23 protein-coding genes and 4 tRNA genes are annotated in these 26,577 nt (G+C 35.4%); 23 read left to right on the top strand and 4 right to left on the bottom strand.

What is annotated here, in order from left to right:
- Nucleotides 1–5: 5 nt before the first annotated feature.
- The 4 genes from ACWA1F_RS12415 (at nucleotide 6) to ACWA1F_RS12430 (ending at nucleotide 3,581) form a co-directional block, all read left to right on the top strand.
- On the top strand, nucleotides 6–1,367 hold the full coding sequence (locus ACWA1F_RS12415; RefSeq protein WP_306158580.1) for a pyridoxal-phosphate dependent enzyme: 1,362 nt from the start codon (nucleotides 6–8) through the stop codon (nucleotides 1,365–1,367).
- A 78-nt stretch (nucleotides 1,368–1,445) separates the two neighbouring features.
- Nucleotides 1,446–1,928 carry a 3'-5' exonuclease gene (locus ACWA1F_RS12420; RefSeq protein WP_456894003.1) on the top strand — a complete coding sequence of 161 codons (483 nt, stop codon included), beginning with the start codon at nucleotides 1,446–1,448 and terminating at the stop codon, nucleotides 1,926–1,928.
- Between the two features lie 76 nt (nucleotides 1,929–2,004).
- On the top strand, nucleotides 2,005–3,276 hold the full coding sequence (locus ACWA1F_RS12425; RefSeq protein ID WP_456894004.1) for a DUF2851 family protein: 1,272 nt from the start codon (nucleotides 2,005–2,007) through the stop codon (nucleotides 3,274–3,276).
- A 77-nt stretch (nucleotides 3,277–3,353) separates the two neighbouring features.
- Complete coding sequence (locus ACWA1F_RS12430; protein ID WP_008466940.1) at nucleotides 3,354–3,581, top strand: PspC family transcriptional regulator; 228 nt, start codon at nucleotides 3,354–3,356, stop codon at nucleotides 3,579–3,581.
- A gap of 58 nt (nucleotides 3,582–3,639) precedes the next feature.
- On the opposite strand, the gene ACWA1F_RS12435 is transcribed toward ACWA1F_RS12430, so the two are convergent.
- Nucleotides 3,640–5,109 carry an APC family permease gene (locus tag ACWA1F_RS12435; protein ID WP_306158595.1) on the bottom strand — a complete coding sequence of 490 codons (1,470 nt, stop codon included), beginning with the start codon at nucleotides 5,107–5,109 and terminating at the stop codon, nucleotides 3,640–3,642.
- 264 nt (nucleotides 5,110–5,373) lie between these two features.
- On the opposite strand from ACWA1F_RS12435, the gene ACWA1F_RS12440 reads away from it, so the two are divergent.
- The 19 genes from ACWA1F_RS12440 (at nucleotide 5,374) to ACWA1F_RS12530 (ending at nucleotide 22,948) form a co-directional block, all read left to right on the top strand.
- A complete protein-coding gene (locus ACWA1F_RS12440) occupies nucleotides 5,374–6,261 on the top strand; it encodes a helix-hairpin-helix domain-containing protein (RefSeq protein ID WP_456894005.1) in 888 nt (295 codons plus the stop codon).
- A 14-nt stretch (nucleotides 6,262–6,275) separates the two neighbouring features.
- Nucleotides 6,276–7,415: an acyl-CoA dehydrogenase family protein gene (locus ACWA1F_RS12445; RefSeq protein WP_456894006.1), complete on the top strand. Its 1,140-nt coding sequence runs from the start codon at nucleotides 6,276–6,278 to the stop codon at nucleotides 7,413–7,415.
- 247 nt (nucleotides 7,416–7,662) lie between these two features.
- Complete coding sequence (rpsU, locus tag ACWA1F_RS12450) at nucleotides 7,663–7,857, top strand: 30S ribosomal protein S21 (protein ID WP_026730435.1); 195 nt, start codon at nucleotides 7,663–7,665, stop codon at nucleotides 7,855–7,857.
- Nucleotides 7,858–7,946: 89 nt separating this feature from the next.
- A complete protein-coding gene (locus ACWA1F_RS12455) occupies nucleotides 7,947–8,840 on the top strand; it encodes a tyrosine-type recombinase/integrase (RefSeq protein ID WP_456894007.1) in 894 nt (297 codons plus the stop codon).
- Between the two features lie 32 nt (nucleotides 8,841–8,872).
- Nucleotides 8,873–9,175 (top strand): ribosome hibernation-promoting factor, HPF/YfiA family, encoded by a 303-nt coding sequence (hpf, locus tag ACWA1F_RS12460; protein ID WP_125722466.1) that lies wholly within the window; start codon nucleotides 8,873–8,875, stop codon nucleotides 9,173–9,175.
- Between the two features lie 90 nt (nucleotides 9,176–9,265).
- Nucleotides 9,266–9,339, top strand: a tRNA-Thr gene (locus ACWA1F_RS12465).
- Between the two features lie 61 nt (nucleotides 9,340–9,400).
- Nucleotides 9,401–9,481 (top strand) — tRNA-Tyr (locus ACWA1F_RS12470).
- 87 nt (nucleotides 9,482–9,568) lie between these two features.
- A tRNA-Thr gene (locus tag ACWA1F_RS12475) sits at nucleotides 9,569–9,640 on the top strand.
- A gap of 55 nt (nucleotides 9,641–9,695) precedes the next feature.
- Nucleotides 9,696–10,883 (top strand): elongation factor Tu, encoded by a 1,188-nt coding sequence (tuf, locus tag ACWA1F_RS12480; RefSeq protein WP_026730432.1) that lies wholly within the window; start codon nucleotides 9,696–9,698, stop codon nucleotides 10,881–10,883.
- Nucleotides 10,884–10,941: 58 nt separating this feature from the next.
- Nucleotides 10,942–11,012 (top strand) — tRNA-Trp (locus ACWA1F_RS12485).
- 18 nt (nucleotides 11,013–11,030) lie between these two features.
- Nucleotides 11,031–11,228: a preprotein translocase subunit SecE gene (secE, locus tag ACWA1F_RS12490; protein WP_125722465.1), complete on the top strand. Its 198-nt coding sequence runs from the start codon at nucleotides 11,031–11,033 to the stop codon at nucleotides 11,226–11,228.
- A gap of 10 nt (nucleotides 11,229–11,238) precedes the next feature.
- Entirely contained in the window at nucleotides 11,239–11,790 is a 552-nt protein-coding gene (gene nusG, locus ACWA1F_RS12495; RefSeq protein ID WP_008466925.1) for a transcription termination/antitermination protein NusG, read from the top strand.
- A 67-nt stretch (nucleotides 11,791–11,857) separates the two neighbouring features.
- Complete coding sequence (gene rplK / locus ACWA1F_RS12500) at nucleotides 11,858–12,295, top strand: 50S ribosomal protein L11 (protein WP_008466923.1); 438 nt, start codon at nucleotides 11,858–11,860, stop codon at nucleotides 12,293–12,295.
- A 13-nt stretch (nucleotides 12,296–12,308) separates the two neighbouring features.
- Nucleotides 12,309–12,998 (top strand): 50S ribosomal protein L1, encoded by a 690-nt coding sequence (gene rplA / locus ACWA1F_RS12505; RefSeq protein ID WP_008466920.1) that lies wholly within the window; start codon nucleotides 12,309–12,311, stop codon nucleotides 12,996–12,998.
- Between the two features lie 22 nt (nucleotides 12,999–13,020).
- Entirely contained in the window at nucleotides 13,021–13,524 is a 504-nt protein-coding gene (rplJ, locus tag ACWA1F_RS12510) for a 50S ribosomal protein L10 (RefSeq protein ID WP_091492767.1), read from the top strand.
- A 92-nt stretch (nucleotides 13,525–13,616) separates the two neighbouring features.
- The gene (gene rplL / locus ACWA1F_RS12515) at nucleotides 13,617–13,988 is read left to right on the top strand and encodes a 50S ribosomal protein L7/L12 (RefSeq protein WP_008466917.1); all 372 of its coding nucleotides are present in this window, start codon (nucleotides 13,617–13,619) and stop codon (nucleotides 13,986–13,988) included.
- Between the two features lie 267 nt (nucleotides 13,989–14,255).
- Complete coding sequence (gene rpoB / locus ACWA1F_RS12520; protein WP_306158613.1) at nucleotides 14,256–18,068, top strand: DNA-directed RNA polymerase subunit beta; 3,813 nt, start codon at nucleotides 14,256–14,258, stop codon at nucleotides 18,066–18,068.
- 250 nt (nucleotides 18,069–18,318) lie between these two features.
- Entirely contained in the window at nucleotides 18,319–22,626 is a 4,308-nt protein-coding gene (rpoC, locus tag ACWA1F_RS12525; protein ID WP_306158615.1) for a DNA-directed RNA polymerase subunit beta', read from the top strand.
- Nucleotides 22,627–22,636: 10 nt separating this feature from the next.
- Nucleotides 22,637–22,948, top strand: coding sequence for a DUF3467 domain-containing protein (locus ACWA1F_RS12530; RefSeq protein ID WP_201998146.1), 312 nt, complete (start codon nucleotides 22,637–22,639; stop codon nucleotides 22,946–22,948).
- Between the two features lie 301 nt (nucleotides 22,949–23,249).
- Here ACWA1F_RS12530 and ACWA1F_RS12535 read toward each other — a convergent pair whose 3' ends face one another.
- The 3 genes from ACWA1F_RS12535 to ACWA1F_RS12545 all read right to left on the bottom strand — a co-directional run bounded on the left by ACWA1F_RS12535 (nucleotide 23,250) and on the right by ACWA1F_RS12545 (nucleotide 26,571).
- Nucleotides 23,250–24,278: a DUF2931 family protein gene (locus ACWA1F_RS12535; RefSeq protein WP_456894008.1), complete on the bottom strand. Its 1,029-nt coding sequence runs from the start codon at nucleotides 24,276–24,278 to the stop codon at nucleotides 23,250–23,252.
- Between the two features lie 78 nt (nucleotides 24,279–24,356).
- Nucleotides 24,357–25,409, bottom strand: coding sequence for a DUF2931 family protein (locus ACWA1F_RS12540; RefSeq protein ID WP_456894009.1), 1,053 nt, complete (start codon nucleotides 25,407–25,409; stop codon nucleotides 24,357–24,359).
- Between the two features lie 58 nt (nucleotides 25,410–25,467).
- The gene (locus ACWA1F_RS12545; RefSeq protein ID WP_456894010.1) at nucleotides 25,468–26,571 is read right to left on the bottom strand and encodes a contractile injection system protein, VgrG/Pvc8 family; all 1,104 of its coding nucleotides are present in this window, start codon (nucleotides 26,569–26,571) and stop codon (nucleotides 25,468–25,470) included.
- Nucleotides 26,572–26,577: the final 6 nt, after the last annotated feature.

Here is a 26,577-nt window from a genome sequence, read left to right on the forward strand (position 1 = left end):
ACAAAATGGACTTTTCAAATAATATTTTAGAAACAATAGGCAACACGCCGCTTGTAAAACTCAACAAAATTGTTGCTGAAATTGATGCGTTAGTATTGGCAAAAGTCGAAACCTTTAATCCTGGTAATTCTGTAAAAGACAGAATGGCTGTAAAAATGATTGAAGATGCAGAAGCAGATGGCCGACTAAAACCGGGAGGAACTATTATTGAAGGAACTTCAGGAAATACAGGAATGGGACTTGCACTTGTGGCAATCGTAAAAGGATACAAATTAATTTGTGTAATCTCAGACAAACAGTCTAAAGAAAAAATGGATATTCTTCGTGCTGTTGGTGCAAAGGTTGTCGTTTGTCCTACAGATGTTGAGCCAACAGATCCACGTTCTTATTATTCAGTTTCTAAGCGTTTAGCAGAAGAAACTCCAAATTCTTGGTATGTGAATCAATATGATAACATGTCAAATTCTTTGGCACATTATGAACAAACTGGACCGGAAATCTGGAAACAGACAGACGGAAAAATTACACATTTTGTGGTAGGAGTGGGAACAGGAGGAACGATCTCTGGAGTTGGAAAATATTTGAAAGAAAAAAATCCAAATATTAAAATCTGGGGAATTGATACTTACGGTTCTGTTTTTAAAAAATACCACGAAACAGGAATCTTTGACGAAAACGAAATCTACTCTTATATAACAGAAGGTATCGGAGAAGATATCTTACCTAAAAACGTTGATTTTTCTTTAATTGACGGTTTTACAAAAGTTACCGATAAAGATGCAGCCGTTTATACCAGAAAGATTGCTCTTGAAGAAGGAATTTTTGTAGGGAATTCAGCTGGAGCTTGTATAAAAGGTTTATTACAGCTGAAAGAACATTTTAAACCAGAAGATGTTGTTGTGGTATTATTTCACGATTCTGGAAGCCGTTATGTCGGAAAAATGTTCAATGACGACTGGATGCGTGAGCGCGGATTCTTAGAAGAAAACGTAACAAAAGCCGAAGACGTTATCAAAGATCATATCGATAAAGAATTGATCGTCGTTCGTACTGAAGAGCTGGTTTCTCATGCCATTGAGCGTATGCGTAAATATAAAATTTCGCAGATTCCAGTTGTAGACATCAACGGATTTGTTGGTTCTGTAGACGAAACAGATTTGTTTAGAAGCTACGTTGCCGATAAAAATGTTGCAGAAAAACCAATTAAGGACGTAATGGGTAAACCTTTCCCGATTGTAAAATTAGGAACGCCAATTGAAGAAGTTTCAAAACTTTTCAGCAAAGAAAACGATGCTGTTTTGGTTGATTTAGGAAACGGACATCATCACATTATTACCAAATATGACATTATTGGCTCAATAAAATAAGCCATTTCAAACAAAATAATCCATAAACCCTTATTGTAATTCAATTGGGTTTATGGATTTGTCTTTTAAAAATAGAAAATGAATTTTACTGCTATTGATTTTGAAACTGCGACAGGATATCATCCTTGTTCTGTAGGTATTGTTACAGTTGAAAACGGAGTTATCGTTGATGAATATGTCTCACTAATCAAACCGCCGAACAATGAATATAATCCGTTTACAATTCGCGTTCACGGCATTTATCCAAAAGATACAGTCAATGCAAAATCTTTCTTTCAAATCTATCCCGAAATTGAAAAACGACTTAAAAACAGAGTTGTCGTAGCGCATAATGAAAGCTTTGATCGTAATGTTTTGATGAAAACGATGCTGTTGCATGGTTTAAATTATGAAGATTTAAATATCGCTTTGAAATGGGAATGCACAGTCAAAATATATAAAGCTAAAGGGATCAAGCCAACCAAATTGAGCGATTGCTGCCGTGAGATGGAAATTCAGCTCAATCATCACGAAGCCTTATCTGATGCAAGGGCTTGTGCAAAGCTTTATATCCTTCGTTAAAAAAAAACCATAATTTGTAAGAATAGTATTAAAATTTAATTATTTTTAGATTTTGTAATCATACTATAAAATCTAAATGAAAGAAGACTTCCTTCATTATCTCTGGAAATTCAAGAAATTCGACACCTTGAATTTGAAATCGACTCAAGGCGAACCAATTACCATTATTAAAACAGGTGATTATTTAGAACTTTCTGGACCTGATTTCTTTAATGCTCACATAGAAATTGGAAATCAAAAATGGGCTGGCAATGTCGAGATTCATTTAAAATCTTCAGATTGGTACCTTCATAACCATGAGAAAGATCCAGCCTATAAAAATGTTATTCTTCATGTGGTTTGGGAGAATGATACTGCCATTTTTAGAGAAAACAATACAGAAATTCCCGTTTTGGTTCTTAAAGATTATGTTTCAAAAGAAATAATAGAAAATTATACCGCATTGATTGCTCCAAAAACATGGATTTCTTGCGAAAGAGAATTAAAGCAAATTGATGGTTTTGTTTTCAAAAACTGGCAAGAAAGATTGTTTTTTGAGCGTTTAGAACGAAAATCAAAGTTTATATATCAATTATTGGAAGAAACCAATCAAGATTGGGAAGCGGTTTTATTTTGCCTTTTGGCTAAAAATTTTGGACTAAATACCAACGGAAATTCTTTTCTGCAAATTTCTAAAGCTATTCCGTTTTCAGTGATTAGAAAAGAGAGTTTTGAAGTCGAAAATTTAGAAGCGCTTCTTTTTGGAACTTCAAATTTATTAGAAGCTGAAAAAGAAGATGTTTATTATAAAGATCTCAAGTTTCGCTATTTTTATTTGTTGCATAAATATCAAATAGAAAAAACGCACACAGATCCGCTTCAATTTTTTAAACTTCGTCCAGATAATTTCCCAACAATTAGGCTTTCGCAATTAGCGGCTTTATATCATAAACATCAAAATCTGTTTTCAAAAATTATTGATTTAAAATCTACTACTGATGTATATCGTTTGCTAAATGTCTCTGCAAGTTCCTATTGGCAAAATCATTATATGTTTGATAAAGAAAGTCCAAAGAAATTAAAAATGCTCTCTACGTCGTTTATAGATTTAGTAATTATCAATACCATTATTCCGCTTCAATTTGCTTATTCAAGCATCATGGGAGAATCAATTGCCGAAGATTTAATTGATTTTATGAATGAAGTCACTTCAGAGAAAAATGCCATTATCGATAAGTTCAATTCGTTCGGAATTAAGTCTAAAACCGCATTTGAAAGCCAAACCCTATTAGAACTCAAAAATGAATATTGTGAGCGTAAAGCTTGCTTAAAATGTGCAATAGGAATAGAATTGCTTAAAAATAATTAGCCAATTAGAAAATTTGATAATTAGATAATTCTTATTTTTGTAAATCTAAAATCTAAAGTCATAAATCTAAAATATAGATGTCAGCAATTTTAAAACTTAAATTCTTCTTCGAAAAATATGGTTTTCATGTTTCTTCAAGATTAGCAGATAAACTCGGAATGCGCGTAACAAGCGTGCGATTGTTTTTTATCTACATTTCCTTTGTCACAGCCGGTTTAGGATTTGGAGTTTACCTGACTCTGGCTTTCTGGATTAGACTAAAAGATTTAATCCGTTCCAAAAGAACTTCAGTATTCGATTTATAAAAAAAAAGCTCCAAATTTTACGTTTGGAGCTTTTTTTTATTTTTTATGAATGTATTTATTATTCTTCGCTTGTTGTATTATTAAGTTTAGATCTTTTCTTGCTATATCCAAAGTAAACTAAAATACCAATTATAAGCCATCCAAATGATAATAATTGAGCATCTAAACTTAAATTGAAAATTAAGTAAGAATTGATCGCGATTCCCAAAACAGCAATAACCGGAAGAGCAGGAACTTTAAATGTTCTGTTTAATCCTGGTTGTTTTACTCTTAAAATCCAAACTGCGATACAAACCATAGTAAAGGCAAATAAAGTACCAAAACTTGTCATATCTGCCAATTTGTTAATTGGTGTAAAAGCAGCAACCGTTGCAATAATACCACCAAGAATCATTAAGTTCGTTTTTGGTGTTCCAGAAATTGGGTTTACTTTAGAGAAAACTTGCGGAATTAAACCATCTTTAGACATTCCTAAGAAAATTCTAGATTGTCCCATAATCATTACCATTAATACAGAAACTAAACCAATAGTAGCTGCGACAGTAATAATAGAACCAGCCCAACCTTGTCCAGCAATATCAAAAGCATAAGCAACAGGAGCTTTGATAGCTTCAGGATATTTTCCTAGCGGGTTAAAATCTTGGTAATTCATCATTCCAGTTAATACTAAAGAAACTAGAATATATAAAGTAGTACAGATTAATAAAGAAGCGATGATCGCAAAAGGAACATCTTTTTTAGGATTGATAGCCTCTCCAGCTTGAGTAGAAACAGCATCAAAACCAACATAAGCAAAGAAAATTGCAGCAGCTCCAGAAATGATTCCTCCAATTCCGTAAGCATTATGAGTAGTTTCTTTTTCAATAATTTGAGTTGCTTCAGGAATAAATGGGCTCCAGTTTGCAGTATTGATGAAGAAAAGACCAGCAACAATTACAAAGATTACTGCCGAAACTTTAAGGATTACAATAGCATTATTGGCTTTGGCAGCGCTTTTTGTTCCTTTAATAAGTAATGAAATAACTAAAATAACGATCAAGAAAGCAGGAAGATTCATAGAGAAACCTTCTCCAGTATAACTTGCAGGATCTGTTGTAAGCCAATCGGGAAGTTTTATGTGAAATAATTTTAGCAATTTATTAAAGTACCCAGACCAGGAAACCGCTACAGTCATAGATCCCATTGCGTACTCGAGAATAAGTCCCCATCCAATAATCCAGGCAAAAATTTCTCCAATTGTACCATAAGCATACGCATAAGCAGATCCCTCTACAGGTAAAATTGATGCAAATTCAGAATAGCAAAGAGCCGCAAAAACACAAGCAATACCTGCGATGATAAACGAAATTGCTAATGCTGGACCTGCATGGTAATAGGCTCCAGTACCCGTTAATACAAAAATTCCTCCGCCAATAATGGCACCAACTCCAATTGCAGTAAGGCTCCATTTTCCTAAAACCCTTTTTAAATCACTTTTTTTCATATCGGCCTCAAAGGCAGATATTGGTTTAACTCTCATTATTGACATACTATATAATATTGGTTTATTGTTATTAAGTGCCAAATGTATTGTTTTTTGTAAAAAATAAAAACAATTATCATCTTTTAAGTTATAAAATGTTTCTTTTTTTTACAGTACTCGTAAGAAAGATTCTCTAAGTATTGATATTCATTAAATTAATTGGGGTTTTGTAACAGATTCGATAATTTTTTAAAAACTACTTTTCTTACTAATTTTCTTAATAAATTTGAAAGATTTTTCTTAAATTGTTTTTTTAAAGTATTTTCTATCATGAATTTTAAGTTTCTCAATAAGTATTTCCATTTTACAAAACAGCAGCGAGTAGGCATTTTTATGCTTTTTGTTCTAATAATCGGTTTACAGCTGTTTTATTTATTCGCTGATTTTAATATTTCAGAAACCAGTAACGTAGAAAAAGAGCAGTGGCTAGCGCTGCAATCAGAAATCGATCAGGAGAAATTAAGCCTTACAAGCGCAAAGCCGGTGGTTTATCTTTTCAATCCAAATTTTATTTCAGATTATAAAGGCTACAAACTCGGAATGTCGGTAGAAGAAATTGACCGTTTAATAGCATTTCGCAAAGAGAACAAATATGTAAACTCAGCAGAAGAGTTTCAAAAAGTGACTGGAATTTCAGATTCATTATTAAACAAAATTTCTCCTTTGTTTAAGTTTCCAGATTGGAAACAGTATAAAAGTAATTCCCCTGTAGAGAAAAAAGAATTTGCTGTAAAAAGCTTTCCGAAAAAAGAAAAGCTCCCAATCTTAGATATTAATCAGGCAACTCAAGAAGATTTGATGAAAATTTACGGAATAGGAGAAGGACTATCTTCTAGAATACTAAAGCAGAAAGAAATCTTAGGGGCATTTGTGTCAATGGAACAAATGAAAGACATCTGGGGACTTTCGCCAGAAGTCATAAATGAATTGAATAGCCATTTTAAAGCTCAAATCCCTTCAAATATGAAGAAAATAAATGTAAATGAGGCGTCACTAAAAGAATTAGCTCAATTCTCCTATTTTAAATATGGACTTGCAAGAGAAATAGTAAAATATAGAAGTATGAACGGAAATTTTAATAATATTGAGGATTTAGCAAAAATTAAAGATTTTCCTGTTGAAAAAGCAAAAATAATTAGTTTATATTTGGAGTTCTAAAAAGAAACTAACTCATGAACTTTGATTACAACGAAACACAACTAATGATCGCACAGTCGATAAAAGACTTTGCAGAAAAAAATATTAGACCTTATATAATGGAATGGGATGAAACGCAAATTTTTCCGATTCCGTTGTTTAAGCAACTTGGCGAGATGGGCTTCATGGGCGTTTTAGTTCCAGAAGAATATGGAGGTTCTGGTTTGGGTTATCATGAATATGTTACAGTAATAGAAGAAATTTCAAAAGTAGATCCTTCTATCGGATTATCTGTTGCAGCTCATAATTCTTTATGTACCAATCATATCTTAACTTTTGGAAACGAAGAGCAAAAGAAAAAATGGCTTCCAAAACTAGCTACAGCAGAACATATTGGAGCTTGGGGTTTGACAGAACATAATACAGGTTCTGATGCTGGTGGAATGAATACTACGGCAGTTAAAGACGGAGATCACTGGATTGTAAATGGTGCAAAAAACTTTATTACGCACGCAATTTCTGGAGATGTTGCAGTTGTTGTAGTAAGAACTGGTGAGAAAGGCGATTCTAAAGGAATGACCGCTTTTGTTTTTGAAAAAGGCATGAAAGGCTTTTCATCAGGTAAAAAAGAAAATAAATTAGGAATGAGAGCAAGCGAAACAGCCGAATTGGTTTTTGATAATTGCCGTGTTCCCGATGAAAATAGATTAGGTGAAGTTGGCGAAGGTTTTGTTCAAGCCATGAAAATTCTTGATGGCGGAAGAATCTCTATTGGTGCTCTGTCTTTAGGAATTGCAAAAGGCGCGTATGAAGCTGCATTGAAATATTCAAAAGAAAGACATCAGTTCGGACAGCCAATTAGTAATTTCCAAGGAATCTCTTTTAAGTTGGCAGACATGGCAACAGAAATTGAGGCTTCGGAATTATTGCTTCATAAAGCCGCTTTCTTGAAACAAAAACATAAACCAGTTACGACATCAGGCGCTATGGCAAAAATGTATGCCTCTGAAGCATGTGTCAAAATTGCTAATGAAGCCGTTCAGATTCATGGAGGATATGGGTATACTAAAGACTTTCCGGTAGAAAAATTCTACAGAGACTCTAAATTGTGCACAATAGGAGAAGGAACAACCGAAATTCAGAAACTTGTTATTTCTAGAAATTTGTTGAAATAAAATATCATTTTGGGCGTGCCCCTAAAAACAAAAGCATTTAGCAAACGCGTAGAAGCTTTTGTTTTTAGGGTCGGGCTTTCCACTATAATCTTTTTGTTTTTAAAGAAAAAACAAAAAGGATTTCCGTTGCAATCCCTCACGCATACTCGGTTAAATCGAGTTTAGTGAAAATAATTCAAAATTTATAAGTCATAATTCATAATTAATACATACATTTGCAGCCTTAACGAGAGGAGGTGTCTATATTATGTTAATTATACCAATTAAAGACGGAGAAAATATCGATAGAGCATTAAAGCGCTATAAAAGAAAATTTGATAAAACAGGAACTGTTCGTCAATTAAGAGCACGTACTGCTTTTATTAAGCCTTCTGTTATCAAAAGAGCTCAAATCCAAAAAGCGGCTTACATTCAAGGCTTGAAAGATAGTTTAGAAAGTTAGTATTAGCTTTTCGAAAATAATTACCGTTAGTGGTCAAAATGTTTTAATTTTGATGCTAACGGTTTTTTTATGCTTAATTTTTAGATTCAATGAAAACGAACAAAGAAGCTTTTTCAGATTATCTTTTATTAGAAAAGAAGTATTCTTCACATACGGTTGGGGCTTACTTAAATGATATAATGTCGTTTGAGTCATTTTTAAAAGAATCTTTTGATCAGGAAAATGCTGATTTGGTAAATTATAGTCAGGTGAGAAGTTGGATTGTTTTTTTGGTTGATCAGAATATTTCAAATGTGTCTATTAATAGAAAAATGGCTTCTTTAAAAGCTTTTTATAAATTTCTTTTAAAGACAAAACAGATTGAAATTAATCCGATGCTGAAGCATAAGTCTTTAAAAACGCCAAAAGTAATTCAGATTCCTTTCTCGGAAAAAGAATTGCAAGATTTGCTTACTGTAATAGATGTGCCTGTTGGTTTTGAAGAAATTCGGGGTAAGCTTATTGTGGAGATGTTTTATGTTACAGGAATGCGTCGGGCGGAGCTGATTCACTTGATGATTAAAAATGTAGATCGCTCAAATAATACAATTAAAGTTCTAGGAAAAAGAAATAAAGAACGCATTATTCCAATCTTGCCAATTATTGCAGATCAAATTGACTTATATATTAAAGAAAGAGATGGTTTGGAAAGTGTAGCAGATTATGACTATTTTTTTGTTTCGAAAAAAGGGTTAAAATTGAGTGAATCTTTTGTTTATCGTTTAATAAATTCATACTTTAGTAGGGTCTCAGAAAAGGTGAAAAAAAGTCCGCATGTGCTTCGGCATACTTTTGCAACTCACCTATTAAACAATGGGGCAGATTTGAATTCAGTTAAAGAATTGCTGGGGCATTCTAGTTTAGCGTCTACTCAGGTTTATACTCATAATAGTTTGGCGGAACTTAAAAAAGTGTATAGAGGTGCGCATCCAAGAAATAAATAGCAGTTCTAAATGTTAACCCTAAAATTTTTATTATGAAGGTAGATGTTCATGCAGTTAATTTTACTGTCGACAGAAAATTGGTCGATTTTATCCAGGAAAGAATGGGTAAGCTAGAGAAATACTACGATCGAGTGGTTTCATCAGATGTTTTTTTGAAAGTGGAAAGAACAAGTGATAAGGAGAATAAGATGGTGGAGATAAAGATTAATGTTCCTGGTGATGATTTTCTGGTAAAAAAACAGTGTAAAACATTTGAAGAGGCGGTTGAGCTTTCGGCAGAATCGTTAGAACGTTTACTTGTAAAAAGGAAGGAAAAAATTAGAGCGCACATTTAATTGAAATTTTTTTTAAAAAATGTTTTGATTAAAAGATAAAATAGCTACATTTGCAGTCCGTTAGAAATAGCGGACTTTTTTAATGTATTCGCCGATGTAGCTCAGCTGGCTAGAGCAGCTGATTTGTAATCAGCAGGTCGTGGGTTCGAGTCCCTCTATCGGCTCAGAAAATTTCAAATACGATTTGAAATTGGTTCTTTAAAATAATGGAATCATAAATTATTAGGGGAGATACTCAAGCGGCCAACGAGGGCAGACTGTAAATCTGCTGTGTGAACTTCGCAGGTTCGAATCCTGCTCTCCCCACAAAACAAGAAGTCGAGATTTGGTATTGTAGATTTTGGAAGAAAAATCTGGAATCTAAATTCTGAAAATCTAAAATCAGAACTCTCTGCCGGTGTAGCTCAGGGGTAGAGTGCTTCCTTGGTAAGGAAGAGGTCTCGGGTTCAAATCCCGACATTGGCTCAAGTAAGTAGGAAATTGAAAATTAATATATAACTAAGATTAAAAATTAAGTAAAATGGCAAAGGAGAATTTTAATCGTTCCAAACCGCACTTAAACATAGGTACAATTGGACACGTAGATCACGGAAAAACTACATTAACTGCTGCAATTACAAAAGTATTGTCAGATGCTGGTTACTGTCAAGCAAAATCGTTTGATCAAATCGATAACGCTCCAGAGGAGAAAGAAAGAGGTATTACTATTAATACATCACACGTAGAGTACGAAACTGCTAACCGTCACTACGCTCACGTTGACTGTCCAGGTCACGCGGATTACGTAAAGAACATGGTTACTGGTGCTGCTCAAATGGACGGTGCTATCTTAGTAGTTGCTGCTACAGATGGTCCAATGCCACAAACTCGTGAGCACATCCTTTTAGGACGTCAGGTTGGTATTCCAAGAATCGTTGTTTTCATGAACAAAGTGGATATGGTTGATGATGCTGAGTTATTAGAGCTTGTTGAAATGGAAATTAGAGATTTATTATCTTTCTACGAATATGATGGAGATAATGGTCCTGTAGTTCAAGGTTCTGCTTTAGGAGGATTAAACAATGATCCAAACTGGGTACCTAAAATTATCGAATTAATGGAAGCTGTTGATGCTTGGATCGAAGAGCCAGTACGTGACGTAGCTAAACCATTCTTGATGCCAGTTGAGGACGTATTTACAATTACAGGTCGTGGAACTGTTGCTACAGGTCGTATCGAAACTGGAGTTGCTAACACTGGAGATCCTGTTGAAATCATTGGTATGGGAGCTGAAAAATTAACTTCTACTATTACAGGAGTTGAGATGTTCCGTAAAATCCTTGATAGAGGAGAAGCTGGAGATAACGTAGGTTTATTGTTAAGAGGTATTGATAAAGCTGATATCAAAAGAGGTATGGTTATTATTAAGCCAGGTTCAGTAAAACCACACGCTAAATTCAAAGCTGAGGTTTATATCTTGAAAAAAGAAGAAGGTGGACGTCACACTCCATTCCATAATAACTACCGTCCACAGTTCTACGTACGTACAACTGACGTAACAGGAGTTATTTCTTTACCAGCAGGTGTAGAGATGGTAATGCCAGGTGATAACTTAACTATCGAGGTTGCTTTATTAAGCCCAATCGCTATGAACGTAGGTTTACGTTTCGCTATCCGTGAGGGTGGTAGAACAGTTGGTGCTGGTCAGGTAACTGAAATCGTAGAGTAATTCTATTAAAATAAATAAAAAGCCAGTTGATTCTTAATTGAAACAACTGGCTTTAATTACGGGCGTAGTTCAAGGGTAGAATAGCGGTCTCCAAAACCGTTGATGGGGGTTCGAATCCCTCCGCCCGTGCAATAAAAAATATATCAAATGACAAAAGTTACTAATTATTTATCAGAGGCTTTCGAAGAGTTAAAGTCAAATGTTACTTGGCCATCTTGGGCTGAAGTTCAAAAATTGACAATTGTTGTGGCTGTATTTTCGATTTTATTCGCTTTGGCAACATGGGGAGTAGACGAATTTTTTGCAAAAGCTTTGGCTGGATTTTTTAACTGGTTAAAAGGATAATTTTTTTGTGATGGCAGATAATAATGTGAAAAAATGGTACGTAGTTAGAGCGGTTAGTGGTCAAGAGAATAAAGTGAAAGCTTATATCGAGACTGAGATTGCGAGATTAGGTATGGAGGATTATGTTTCTCAGGTTTTGGTTCCTACTGAAAAAGTAGTTACTGTAAAAGATGGGAAAAAATCATCTAAGGATAAAGTGTATTTTCCTGGATATGTTATGATCGAAGCTAACTTGGTTGGTGAGATTCCTCATATTATTAAGTCAATTACTAGTGTTATTGGATTTTTAGGAGAGACAAAAGGCGGAGAACCTGTTCCTTTGAGACTTTCTGAAGTAAACCGTATGTTAGGTAAAGTAGATGAGTTGGCTGTTAATACAGATACTCGTTCTATTCCATTTAGCGTTGGAGAAACGGTTAAGGTTATTGATGGACCATTTAACGGATTTAACGGATCTGTTGAGAAAATCAATGAAGAAAAGCGTAAGCTTGAGGTAATGGTTAAGATTTTCGGAAGAAAAACTCCATTAGAACTAAGTTTTATGCAAGTAGAAAAAGTATAATTTTTTGTTACACTATAATAAACCATTGTAATCGCTTCCATTGATTACAGTGTTAAATTTTTTAAAAATGGCTAAAGAAATTAGTAAGGTAGTTAAACTACAAGTTAAGGGAGGTGCTGCGAACCCGTCGCCACCGGTTGGACCTGCTTTAGGAGCTGCTGGGGTTAACATCATGGAGTTTTGTAAGCAATTTAATGCTAGAACTCAAGATAAACCTGGCAAAATTTGTCCAGTGCAAATCACTGTGTACAAAGACAAATCATTTGATTTTGTTGTTAAGACTCCTCCAGCAGCAGTTCAGTTAATGGAAGCTGCAAAGCTAAAATCTGGTTCTGGTGAGCCTAATCGTAAAAAAGTAGCTAGCGTTACTTGGGAACAAATTAGAACTATTGCTGAAGACAAAATGCCTGACTTAAACGCTTTCACAATCGAGAAAGCTATGAGTATGGTTGCTGGAACAGCTAGATCTATGGGTATAACTGTATCAGGAGATGCTCCTTTTTAATTAAGAAAAAGAAATGGCAAAATTAACAAAAAAGCAAAAAGAGGCTGCTTCAAAAATTGAAAAGAACAAATTATACTCTTTAAAAGATGCTGCGGCATTAATTAAAGTTGTTGCTTCTGCAAAATTTGATGAGTCTGTTGATATCGCAGTTCGTTTGGGTGTTGATCCAAGAAAAGCGAATCAAATGGTTAGAGGTGTAGTTACATTACCTCACGGAACAGGAAAAGACGTTAAAGTATTAGCATTGGTTACTCCAGACAAAGAAGCGGAAGCTAGAGAAGCAGGAGCAGATCACGTTGGTCTTGACGATTACTTACAAAAAATTAAAGACGGTTGGACAGATGTTGATGTGATCATTACTATGCCTGCTGTTATGGGTAAATTAGGTCCATTAGGTCGTATTTTAGGACCTAGAGGTTTAATGCCAAACCCTAAAACAGGTACAGTAACTATGGATGTTGCTAAAGCTGTTCAAGAAGTTAAAGCTGGTAAAATTGACTTTAAAGTTGATAAAACTGGTATCGTTCACGCTGGTATTGGTAAAGTTTCTTTCGGAGCTGAGCAAATCGTTGAGAACGCACACGAAATTATTCAAACATTAATAAAACTTAAACCAACTGCTGCTAAAGGTACATACATTAAAGGTATTCACCTTACAAGCACAATGAGTCCTGCTATCGCATTAGACCCAAAAGCAGTATAATTGGTAGTTAAAAATTTTTAGTATGACTAGAGAAGAAAAATCAATCGCGATTGAAAATTTAACTGCGCAGTTAGCTGGTACAAATATCATTTACATTTCTGATATTTCTGGTTTAAACGCAGAGACAACTTCAAACTTACGTAGAGCTTGTTTTAAAGCAGGTATCAAATTAGAGGTTGTAAAGAACACTTTGCTTGCAAAAGCAATGGAAGCTTCTGATAATGATTATGGTGATTTACCTACAGTTTTATCTGGTAACAGTGCTATCTTCATTTCTGATGTTGCTAACGCACCTGGAAAAATCATTAAAGATTTCCGTAAGAAATCTGATAAACCAGTTTTAAAAGGAGCTTATATCAATTCTGAAGTATATATTGGAGATAATCAATTAGATGCATTAGCTACAATTAAATCTAAAGAAGAGCTTATTGGAGAAATCATTGGATTATTACAATCTCCAGCTCAAAGAATTATTTCTGCTTTACAAAACAAATTCGCAGGAAGCGAAGAAGAAGGAGCAGAGTAATCAACGTAAGGGAGCTTGCTTCCTTGCTGCTTAATTAGCGCACAATAATTAAATTATATTTTTTACACAAATCATTTTAAACGATAGAAAAAATGGCAGATTTGAAACAATTCGCAGAACAATTAGTTAACTTAACAGTTAAAGAAGTTAACGAATTAGCAACAATATTAAAAGATGAGTATGGAATCGAGCCTGCTGCTGCTGCTGTAGTAGTTGCTGCTGGAGGTGGAGACGGTGCTGCTGAAGAAGCACAAACTGAATTTACAGTTGTATTGAAAGATGCAGGAGCTTCTAAATTAGCTGTTGTAAAATTAGTTAAAGAATTAACTGGTTTAGGTCTTAAAGAAGCTAAAGATGTAGTTGACGGTGCTCCAAGTAACGTTAAAGAAGGTGTTTCTAAAGAAGAGGCTGAAGGTCTTAAAAAATCTTTAGAAGAGGCTGGAGCTACTGTTGAGCTTAAATAATTAAACTCAGTTTAAGAACTAGGTTTAGGTCTTGGGTTAACACTCAAAGGCCTAAACCATTTTTCGTATAATAAAATATATATCAAGTTTTATTATCCCATAGTTTAAAATACGAAAAAGTTTTAGATCAATACGAAGAAAGAAAGTTGAACTTCATTTAAGTTTTAATTTTTAAAGATGTATTGATTATAATAAGAAAGTATAGATTAAACAGTGTGTATTTACACAAAAAAAATTACTTTTTTTTAATCAAAATTTTGTCCATTGATGATAACAAATCAGACTGAAAGATTGAATTTTGCCTCTACAAAAAATATCCCTGATTATCCAGACTTCTTGGATGTACAGGTTAAATCTTTTAAAGATTTCTTCCAATTAGAAACGAAATCTGACGAAAGAGGCAACGAAGGGTTATACAACACCTTCATGGAAAACTTTCCAATCACAGATACAAGAAACAACTTTGTATTGGAATTCCTAGATTATTTTGTTGATCCACCACGTTATACAATTCAAGAATGTATAGAGAGAGGTCTTACTTATAGTGTGCCATTAAAAGCTAGGTTGAAACTATACTGTACAGATCCAGAACACGAAGATTTTGAAACGATTGTACAAGATGTTTATCTTGGAACAATTCCTTACATGACTCCAAGCGGTACTTTTGTAATCAATGGTGCTGAGCGTGTAGTAGTATCTCAATTACACCGTTCTCCAGGAGTTTTCTTTGGACAGTCATTCCACGCAAATGGAACTAAACTTTATTCTGCAAGAGTAATTCCTTTTAAAGGTTCTTGGATAGAATTCTCTACAGATATTAACAGCGTAATGTACGCTTATATCGATAGAAAGAAAAAATTACCTGTAACAACTTTATTCCGTGCTATCGGATTCGAAAGAGATAAAGATATCTTAGAAATTTTCGACTTAGCAGAAGAAATTAAAGTTTCTAAAACAGGAATTAAAAAATATATTGGAAGAAGACTTGCTGCGCGTGTTTTGAACACTTGGCACGAGGATTTCGTAGATGAAGATACTGGAGAGGTAGTTTCTATCGAGCGTAACGAAATCATCCTTGATCGTGATACAATTATCGACAAAGATAATGTTGAAGAGATCATCGATTCTAACGTTAAATCTATTTTGTTACACAAAGAGGATAATAACCAAGCAGATTATGCTATTATCCACAACACGTTACAAAAAGATCCAACTAACTCTGAAAAAGAAGCTGTAGAGCACATTTACCGTCAGTTGCGTAACGCTGAACCGCCTGATGAGGAAACTGCTCGTGGTATTATAGATAAATTGTTCTTCTCTGACCAACGTTACAACTTAGGTGAAGTAGGTCGTTACAGAATGAACAAAAAATTAGATTTAGATATCCCTATGGATAAGCAAGTGCTTACTAAAGAGGATATCATTACAATCGTTAAATATTTGATCGAGTTGATCAACTCTAAAGCAGAGATTGATGATATCGATCACTTATCAAACCGTCGTGTTAGAACAGTTGGTGAACAATTGTCTCAACAATTCGGTGTTGGTTTAGCACGTATGGCTAGAACTATTCGTGAAAGAATGAACGTTAGAGATAACGAGGTGTTTACACCAATCGATTTGATCAATGCTAAAACATTATCTTCGGTTATCAACTCTTTCTTTGGTACTAATCAGTTATCTCAATTTATGGATCAAACGAATCCATTAGCTGAGATTACACACAAAAGAAGATTATCTGCACTTGGACCAGGTGGACTTTCGAGAGAAAGAGCTGGTTTCGAGGTTCGTGACGTTCACTACACGCACTACGGACGTTTATGTCCAATTGAAACTCCTGAGGGACCAAACATTGGTTTGATTTCTTCTCTGGGTGTTTACGCGAAAGTAAATGGAATGGGCTTCATTGAAACTCCTTACCGTAAAGTTACTAACGGTGTAGTTGATTTAGAAAGTACTCCAATCTACTTAAGTGCTGAAGAAGAAGAAGGAAAAATGATTGCTCAGGCAAACATTGAAATGGACGAAACTGGTAAAATTACAGCTAGCAATGTTATTGCTCGTGAGGAGGGTGACTTCCCAGTTGTTGAGCCAAATGTAGTTCATTATACTGACGTTGCACCGAACCAGATCGCTTCGATTTCTGCATCTTTGATTCCTTTCTTGGAGCATGATGATGCGAACCGTGCGTTAATGGGATCGAACATGATGCGTCAGGCAGTTCCTTTGATCCGTCCTGAAGCTCCGATTGTTGGTACAGGTTTAGAGCGTCAAGTTGCTTCTGACTCAAGAGTATTGATTAATGCTGAGGGTCATGGTACTGTAGAATACGTTGATGCTAATATCATTACTATTAAATACGACCGTACTGAAGATGAAAGAATGGTTAGTTTTGATGCTGATGAGAAAACATACAACTTAATTAAATTTAGAAAAACAAACCAAGGAACAAGTATCAACTTGAAACCAATCGTAAGAAGAGGTGACAGAGTTGTTCCTGGACAAGTATTATCAGAAGGATATGCTACTCAAAATGGTGAATTAGCTTTAGGTAGAAACCTTAAAGTTGCGTTCATGCCATGGAAAGGGTACAACTTCGAGGATGCGATTGTAATTTCTGAAAAAGTAGTTCGCGATGATATTTTTACTTCTATCCACGTTGATGATTATTCATTAGAGGTTAGAGATACTAAGTTAGGAAACGAAGAGTTAACAAACGATATTCCTAACGTTTCTGAAGAAGCTACTAAAGATTTAGATGAAAACGGTATGATCAGAATTGGAGCAGAGGTTAAACCTGGCGACATTTTGATCGGAAAAATTACACCAAAAGGAGAATCAGATCCAACTCCAGAGGAGAAATTGCTTCGTGCAATCTTCGGAGATAAAGCTGGTGATGTAAAAGATGCTTCATTAAAAGCTTCTCCATCTTTACATGGTGTAGTTCTTGACAAAAAATTATTTGCAAGAGCCGTAAAAGATAAACGTAAACGTACTCAAGATAAAGATGCTTTAGGAGCTCTTGAAATGGAGTTCGAAACTAAATTTGTTGAATTAAAAGACAGATTAGTAGAGAAATTATTCTTGATCGTTAACGGAAAAACATCTCAAGGTGTAATGAATGATTTGGGTGAAGAAGTTTTGCCAAAAGGTAAAAAATATACTCAAAAAATGCTTTACGCAGTAGAAGATTTCGCTCATTTAAGTAAAGGTCAATGGGTTGCTGATGATGCTACTAACAAAATGGTTAATGATTTAATTCATAACTATAAAATTAAGCTGAACGACTTACAAGGAGCTTTAAGAAGAGAGAAATTTACGATTACTGTTGGAGATGAGTTACCATCTGGTATCTTAAAATTAGCTAAGATTTATATTGCTAAGAAACGTAAGTTGAAAGTAGGGGATAAAATGGCAGGACGTCACGGTAACAAAGGTATTGTTGCAAGAATCGTTCGTCATGAAGATATGCCTTTCTTGGAAGACGGAACGCCAGTTGATATCGTGTTGAACCCACTTGGGGTACCTTCACGTATGAACATTGGTCAGATTTATGAGACTGTTCTTGGATGGGCTGGTATGAACTTGGGTAGAAAATTTGCTACTCCAATTTTCGACGGTGCTTCTCTAGACGAGATCAATGCTTTGACTGATGAGGCTAACGTACCACGTTTCGGACATACTTATCTATTTGATGGTGGAACTGGAGAGCGTTTTGCACAAAAAGCGACTGTGGGTGTAATTTACATGCTTAAATTAGGACACATGGTTGATGATAAGATGCACGCACGTTCTATCGGACCATACTCGTTGATTACTCAACAGCCACTTGGAGGTAAAGCTCAATTTGGAGGTCAGCGTTTTGGAGAGATGGAGGTTTGGGCACTTGAGGCTTATGGAGCTTCTAGTACACTACGTGAAATCTTAACTGTTAAGTCTGATGACGTTATTGGTAGAGCTAAAACTTACGAGGCTATCGTTAAGGGTGAAACTATGCCAGAACCAGGCTTGCCAGAATCATTCAATGTATTAATGCACGAATTGAAAGGTCTAGGATTAGATCTTCGTTTGGAAGAATAATAAAAAGTTTTGTAATCGGTCCCGATAAAAATCGGGACTGATTACTCATTTATATAAGTTTTTAAAGATTTATACCCGTAACCCGTTCCGATTTTTCATATACATTATATGACTAGCGCTTCAAATTAGATTTGAGGTTTAGAGAAGTAACCCGAGGTAGTAGCTGAATGATTAACTCTTTATTTTTTAAAGAGTAGATTATAAATCTAAAATCAATTTTTTAATTGCAAATAAATCAATAGTAAAAACTATGATGAATAACAGAAACAATAAAGATAAAAATCCAGTAAAAAGATTTAACAAAATCTCTATTGGATTGGCTTCACCAGAATCTATCCTTAAAGAATCAAGAGGAGAGGTTTTAAAGCCGGAAACAATTAACTATAGAACTCACAAACCAGAGCGTGATGGACTTTTCTGCGAAAGAATCTTCGGACCAGTAAAAGATTTCGAATGTGCTTGTGGTAAGTATAAAAGAATTCGTTACAAAGGTATCATCTGTGACCGTTGTGGTGTTGAAGTTACTGAGAAAAAAGTACGTCGTGATAGAGTAGGACACATCAACCTTGTTGTGCCAATTGCTCACATCTGGTACTTCCGTTCTCTTCCAAACAAAATTGGTTATATCCTTGGTCTTCCATCTAAGAAATTAGATATGATCATTTACTACGAAAGATATGTAGTAATTCAAGCTGGTATTGCTAAAAATGCAGATGGAGAATCATTACAAAGATTAGATTTCTTAACTGAAGAAGAATACTTAAATATTTTAGATACTCTTCCACAGGAAAACCAATATTTAGATGATTTAGATCCAAATAAATTTGTTGCCAAAATGGGAGCAGAGTGTATTATGGATTTATTAGCTCGTATTGACTTAGATGCTTTATCTTATGAATTAAGACACAGCGCTAACAACGAAACATCTAAACAAAGAAAAACTGAGGCTTTAAAAAGATTACAAGTTGTGGAGTCTTTCCGTGAGTCTAACGAAAACCGCGAAAACCGTCCAGAATGGATGATTATGAAAGTGGTTCCTGTTATCCCGCCAGAATTACGTCCGCTTGTGCCACTTGATGGAGGTCGTTTTGCAACTTCAGATTTGAACGATTTATATCGTCGTGTAATCATCCGTAACAACCGTTTGAAAAGATTAATGGAGATTAAAGCTCCAGAAGTTATCTTAAGAAACGAGAAACGTATGTTACAAGAATCTGTAGATTCATTATTCGATAACACACGTAAAGCTTCTGCTGTTAAAACAGAATCAAACAGACCATTAAAATCATTATCTGATTCCTTAAAAGGTAAGCAAGGACGTTTCCGTCAAAACTTACTTGGAAAACGTGTGGATTATTCTGCTCGTTCGGTAATCGTCGTTGGTCCAGAATTAAAATTATATGAGTGCGGATTGCCAAAAGATATGGCTTCTGAATTATACAAACCTTTCGTAATCCGTAAATTGATTGAAAGAGGTATTGTAAAAACAGTAAAATCTGCTAAGAAAATCATTGACAAAAAAGAGCCAGTAGTTTGGGATATCCTTGAAAACGTAATTAAAGGTCACCCAGTATTACTTAACCGTGCTCCTACTTTGCACAGACTTGGTATTCAGGCATTCCAACCAAAATTAATTGAAGGAAAAGCGATCCAGTTACACCCATTAGTATGTACGGCATTCAACGCCGATTTCGATGGTGACCAGATGGCGGTTCACTTACCATTAGGACCAGAAGCTATTTTAGAGGCGCAATTATTAATGTTGGCTTCTCACAATATCTTGAACCCTGCAAATGGTGCTCCAATTACTGTACCTTCTCAGGACATGGTCTTGGGTCTATACTATATGACCAAAGAGCGTATTTCTACAGAAGATCACAAAATTATTGGTCAGGATTTGACTTTCTACTCTGCTGAAGAAGTAAATATAGCATTAAACGAAGGAAGATTAGAATTGAATGCTCGTGTGAAAATTAGAGCAAAAGATTTTAATGACGCTGGAGAATTAGTGTACAAAATTATCCAAACAACTGCTGGACGTGTATTATTTAACGAAGTAGTACCTGAAGCAGCTGGATATATCAATGACGTATTGACTAAGAAAAACCTTAGAGATATTATCGGACACATTTTAAGCGTGACTGATGTACCTACAACGGCAGCTTTCTTGGATAATATGAAAGATATGGGTTATAAATTTGCATTTAGAGGAGGTTTATCATTCTCTTTAGGTGATATTAGAATTCCAGAACAAAAAACTAAATTGATTGCAGATGCCAGAGAACAAGTTGAAGGTATCTCAACCAACTATAACATGGGTCTTATTACCAATAACGAGCGTTACAACCAAGTTATTGACGTATGGACTTCTGCGAATGCTCAGTTAACAGAGTTAGCAATGAAAAATATTAGAGAAGATCAGCAAGGTTTCAACTCTGTATATATGATGCTTGACTCTGGGGCGAGGGGTTCTAAGGAGCAGATTCGTCAGTTGACAGGTATGCGTGGTTTGATGGCAAAGCCTAAAAAATCTACTGCCGGTGGTGGTGAGATTATTGAAAACCCGATTCTTTCTAACTTTAAGGAAGGTCTTTCGATCCTTGAGTACTTCATTTCTACTCACGGTGCTCGTAAAGGTCTTGCGGATACGGCTCTTAAAACGGCCGATGCTGGTTACTTGACAAGAAGGCTTCATGACGTTTCTCAGGATGTTATTGTTAACATCGAAGACTGTGGAACTCTTAGAGGTGTTGAAGTATCTGCATTGAAGAAAAATGAGGAAATCGTTGAATCATTAGGAGAGAGAATTTTAGGACGTGTTGCTTTACAAGACGTTATTAATCCGCTTACTAATGAAGTAATGGTTCAGTCTGGTCAGCAAATTACTGAAGCAATTATGAGAACTATCGAAGCTTCTCCAATTGAAAAAGTAGAGGTTAGATCTCCATTAACTTGTGAAGCTACAAAAGGTATTTGTGCAAAATGTTACGGTAGAAACTTAGCTACTGGTAAGATGACACAAAGAGGTGAAGCTGTCGGAGTTATTGCAGCTCAGTCTATTGGTGAGCCAGGTACACAGTTGACACTTCGTACGTTCCACGTTGGAGGGGTTGCTGGAGGTATCTCTGAAGAGTCTAGTATTGTTACAAGATTCAACGGTAGATTAGAAATTGAAGATTTAAAAACAGTAAAAGGAGAAGACGGAGAAGGAAATTCTGTTGATATCGTAGTTTCACGTTCAACTGAGTTGAAATTAGTTGACGAGAAAACTGGAATTGTTTTAAATACACATAACATTCCTTATGGATCTAGTATTTTTGTTAATGACGGAGATACTGTTGCTAAAGGAACTGTAATCTGTAAATGGGATCCATATAACGGTGTAATTGTTTCTGAGTTTACTGGTAAGATTGCTTACGAAGATTTAGAGCAAGGACAATCGTTCATGGTTGAGATCGATGAGCAGACTGGTTTCCAAGAAAAAGTAATTTCTGAAGCTAGAAACAAAAAATTAATTCCAACTTTATTGGTTTACGGTAAAGAAGGAGAATTGATTCGTTCATACAACTTACCAGTAGGTGCACACTTAATGGTTGAGAATGGTGAGAAAATTAAAGCAGGTAAAGTATTAGTAAAAATCCCACGTCGTTCTTCTAAAGCAGGCGATATCACGGGAGGTTTACCAAGAATTACTGAGCTTCTTGAGGCTCGTAACCCTTCTAACCCAGCGGTTGTATCTGAAATTGATGGTGTTGTATCTTTCGGTAAAATCAAAAGAGGTAACCGTGAGATCGTTATCGAATCTAAATTTGGTGAGATTAAAAAGTATTTGGTTAAACTTTCTAGCCAGATCTTAGTACAAGAAAATGACTTCGTAAGAGCGGGAGTTCCATTGTCTGACGGTGCAATTACACCAGATGATATCTTAAGAATTCAAGGTCCAGCTGCTGTTCAACAGTACTTGGTAAATGAAATTCAAGAGGTTTACCGTTTACAAGGGGTAAAAATTAATGATAAGCACTTTGAGGTAGTTATTCGTCAAATGATGCGTAAAGTAAGAGTTCAGGATCCAGGTGATACTTTATTCTTAGAAGACCAATTAATTCACACTAAAGATTTCATCGTTCAAAACGATAAATTATATGGTATGAAAGTGGTTGAAGATGCTGGAGATTCTTCAGTATTGAAACCAGGTCAGATTATTACGCCTCGTGAATTACGTGATGAGAATTCATTATTGAAACGTACAGATAAAAATCTTGTTGTAGCAAGAGATGTAATCACTGCAACTGCAACGCCAGTTCTACAAGGTATTACAAGAGCTTCGTTACAAACTAAATCATTCATTTCTGCGGCTTCATTCCAGGAGACAACGAAAGTACTTAACGAAGCTGCAGTAGCTGGTAAAGTAGATGATCTAGAAGGATTAAAAGAAAATGTAATTGTTGGACACAGAATTCCTGCGGGAACTGGTATGAGAGAATACGATAATACTATCGTAGGATCTAAAGACGATTACAACGAAATGATGGCTAATAAAGAAGAATACATTTATTAATTAGGAAACTATGAGTAATCCGAAACAACAGCAAGAGCAAATTAATATTGAGTTAGATGAAAGCATCGCAGAAGGAATTTATTCTAATCTTGCGATCATCAACCACTCATCATCAGAGTTTGTTTTAGATTTTGTGAGCATTATGCCAGGTATTCCTAAAGCCAAGGTAAAGTCAAGAATTGTTTTGACACCACAACATGCTAAAAGATTATTGCGAGCAATAGGTGAAAATATCCACAGATTTGAGGCCGCTCATGGCGAAATCAAAGAAACGGAACAAGCACCAATTCCGCTTAATTTTGGTCCAACTGGACAAGCATAAATTCTAAAGCCCCTTTTTTAAGGGGCTTTTTTTTTTGCCACACATAGTTAAGAATGCAGTTTGTCTGATTTAATTTACTTTAATCGACTAAATTTCTTTTCAGCAAAGTATTATTTTAAATTGGTGTTGCCTAAAAAAGATTGAATTTTGAAATATAATGACTTAGTAAAGGTTGATTTAATTCAAGTTATAAAAAAGCGCTAATTCTGTTAGCGTTTTTTTTATTGTCTCAATCTTCTATTTTTAATAGGCCATTTTTATCCATTACGAATTACTCTTATGCATCTTTAAAAAAGAAATATTATTTGTACGATTCATTATAATTCCTGCCGCTGTTAGGATAGATTCTAAAACTGGCAGTTTCCAGTTTTTGATTGTTTACCAGAATTTCAATGCTTCTATTGTCTTGGGCAATTTTGATTTTAATTTCGTTCTCACCCGATACTGTTTTAAAACAATTGAAAATTTCTTTTTCGCTAAAGAAAATCCTGCCTTCAAATTTTTCATTTTTACCTGTTTCCCAGAAAAACTGCATGACTTGAGGCAGTGCCCTATCTCTCATTTTATTTTCTAAAAGCCATGGACGGAACATTTGATCCTTTTCTCCATTATAGTATTCGGTATTAAGCTCAAAAATTCTGAACTTTTCATTTTCAGAAGTGATGACAGGCTTCCATTGGTAACGGATACGATAAGTATCCCATAAGGAGCAATCGGCATCTGGATTGTAATTTTTCTTAGCCAGTTCATCAAAATATTCTGGAGTAAATCGCCAGGTTCTCAAGTGAATCTCTTTGGCTTGTTTCAGTTCTTCGGCATCTGTGATTTTCTGTGACTGGTAGCGTCCGATTTCAATTACCGTTAAACCATAATTTACCCAGACGACCACCATGCCTTTTGGTGCAAAGCCAAAAATCAGCCTTTTAAAAGGATTGTAAGACTCAAAAGCAGCATCTGGGTTGTACTGAGAAAATTGTATGTCTGGATCTCCCTCATATTTAAATTCTTCTATTGCTTTTCCTTTTACTTCTGCAAATGCATAGCACCTTCTTACCAAATCCTTCATTTTCTCTTCAGAGAAGTTTATTTTAAGCCTGTAAAAAGCGTTGTCGTAACCTGCATAATAGGTAATATCTGCTCCAATAGGGGTGCCGTACTGTTCTGTCCACATTTTTCCTGAAGCTCCCCATCTCCCTGATGAACTGCCAAAAGGCAGACCGGCGTGAATGCCCTCTAAGGTAAAAATTTCATCTTTTACCATTTCTACACTATATTCATTGGCAGGATGGCACATTTCTGCATGCCATACGGGTGTTTTTTCTTTTTTCATCTGGCAGTTGGTTATTTGGGTGCATACTATAAAACATAGTACCATTTTTATCCACTTTTTATCCATTACGAATTACTCTTATGCATCTTTAAAAAAAGAAATATTATTTGTACGATTCATTATAATTCCCGCCGCTGTTAGATAGATTCTAAAACTGGCAGTTTCCAGTTTTTGATTGTTTACCAGAATTTCAATGCTTCTATTGTCTTGGGCAATTTTGATTTTAATTTCGTTCTCGCCCGATACTGTTTTAAAACAATTGAAAATTTCTTTTTCGCTAAAGAAAATCCTGCCTTCAAATTTTTCATTTTTACCTGTTTCCCAGAAAAACTGCATGACTTGAGGTAGTGCCCTATCTCTCATTTTATTTTCTAAAAGCCATGGATGGAACATTTGATCCTTTTCTCCATTATAGTATTCGGTATTAAGTTCAAAAATTCTAAACTTTTCATTTCCAGAAGTGATGACAGGCTTCCATTTGTAGCGGATGCGATACATATCCCATAAGGAGCAATCTGCATTTGGATTGTATTTTTTCTTAGCCAGTTCATCAAAATATTCTGGAGTAAAGCGCCAGGTCCTCAAGTGAATCTGTTTAGCTTGTTTCAGCTCTTCGGCATCTGTGATTTTCTGGGACTGATAGCGACCGATTTCAATTACCGTTAAGCCATAATTTACCCAGACGACCACCATGCCCTTTGGTGCAAAACCAAAAATCAGCCTTCTAAAAGGATTGTAAGACTCAAAAGCAGCATCTGGGTTGTACTGAGAAAATTGTATGTCTGGATCTCCCTCATATTTAAATTCTTCTATTGCTTTTCCTTTTACTTCTGCAAATGCATAGCACCTTCTTACCAGATCCTTCATTTTCTCTTCAGAGAAGTTTATTTTAAGCCTGTAAAAAGCGTTGTCGTAACCTGCATAATAGGTAATATCTGCTCCGATAGGGGTGCCGTGCTGTTCTGTCCACATAGCGCCAGAATCTCCCCATCTCCCTGATGAACTTCCAAAAGGCAGACCAGCATGAATGCCCTCTAAGGTAAAAACTTCATCTTTTACTATTTGAATTCTATACTCATTGGCAGGATGGCACATTTCTGCATGCCATACGGGTGTTTTTTCTTTTTTCATCTGGCAGTTGGTTATTTGGGTGCATACTATAAAACATAGTACCATTTTTATCCACTTTTTATCCATTATGTATTTCTCTCTTTCTATATTTTTCTTCTAGTGCTCCTTCTTTGGATGGAGCTTGACTTTCTCTGCCTCCGGGAATAGCTGTAAACTCACAACTGTAATTTCCGTTTACTTCAGAATGATGGGTGACTTCTATGGCGATCAGTTCATGTTCTACAGTTTTATTCTGGATCGTAAAAACCTGTCCGACTCCGATGGGATAATAGGAAATTCCGCCGTAAAAAACACTGTTGGCATCTTTTGCAGCAGTTTGCATCTTAACCATTTCGTCAAGCTCTTCTTTGTTTTGAGCATTGTTGGTGTAAGTGCCGACGGTTAAATTTTTTCTAGCTACAGCTGCTTGATTGTATGCCGCAGAAATTGCAAATCTGTCCCGGCTTCCCGAAGTTGTTTTTTCTGATGAATTTCTGATACTTTCTGCTGATAAGTAATCGTAGCCACCAAAAGAGCTTTTGTGAGAAACTAAATAGGTTCTAATTCTAAATTTGTGAAGAGAAGATCCGTTAATTAGTGTTGTTTTAGTGGCTTTGGTTTGTCCAAACTGCATTCGCATTCCGTCAAAATAATACCATTGGCCATAACGTGCCGCGAGTCTTTTCAAAAAATCAAAGCTCGATTCATTATACTGGCAAATGCTTCTGAAAACTTTAGTATTAATTGGCGCAATGGCTTCTCGCTGATAAAATTCATTAGACTCGGCCTCAGAGAATATCTCTAAAACAATTTGCTGCAGGTTTTTATCCAAAAAGATCCTTGATTTCTCCATGTCATCGAGCAGGACAGTGTGACTTATGCCGCACACATGTAGCCCTGCCGGACTGCCATGAAGGTCGATAGATTCTAATCCGTTTATTATTCCTTTCGACATCAGTTTGATGCCATTGACTTTGAAGGTAAATATTACCTCACTTCCTTTGTATTTACTGATTGCTTTTTCCTGGTCTTCTGGCTCAATAATCGCTTTTCCGGTATATTGCCATACAAAAGAAAAATAATGGTGGTCGGACATCTTTTGTGATAGCTTCAAATCATAATAAATAATGTTTTTTTCGAAGGCGTTAATAGAAATGTGAACCTGTTCTGAAAATTTTGACATGGTTTT

The sequence above is a fragment of the Flavobacterium erigeronis genome, assembly GCF_054075165.1.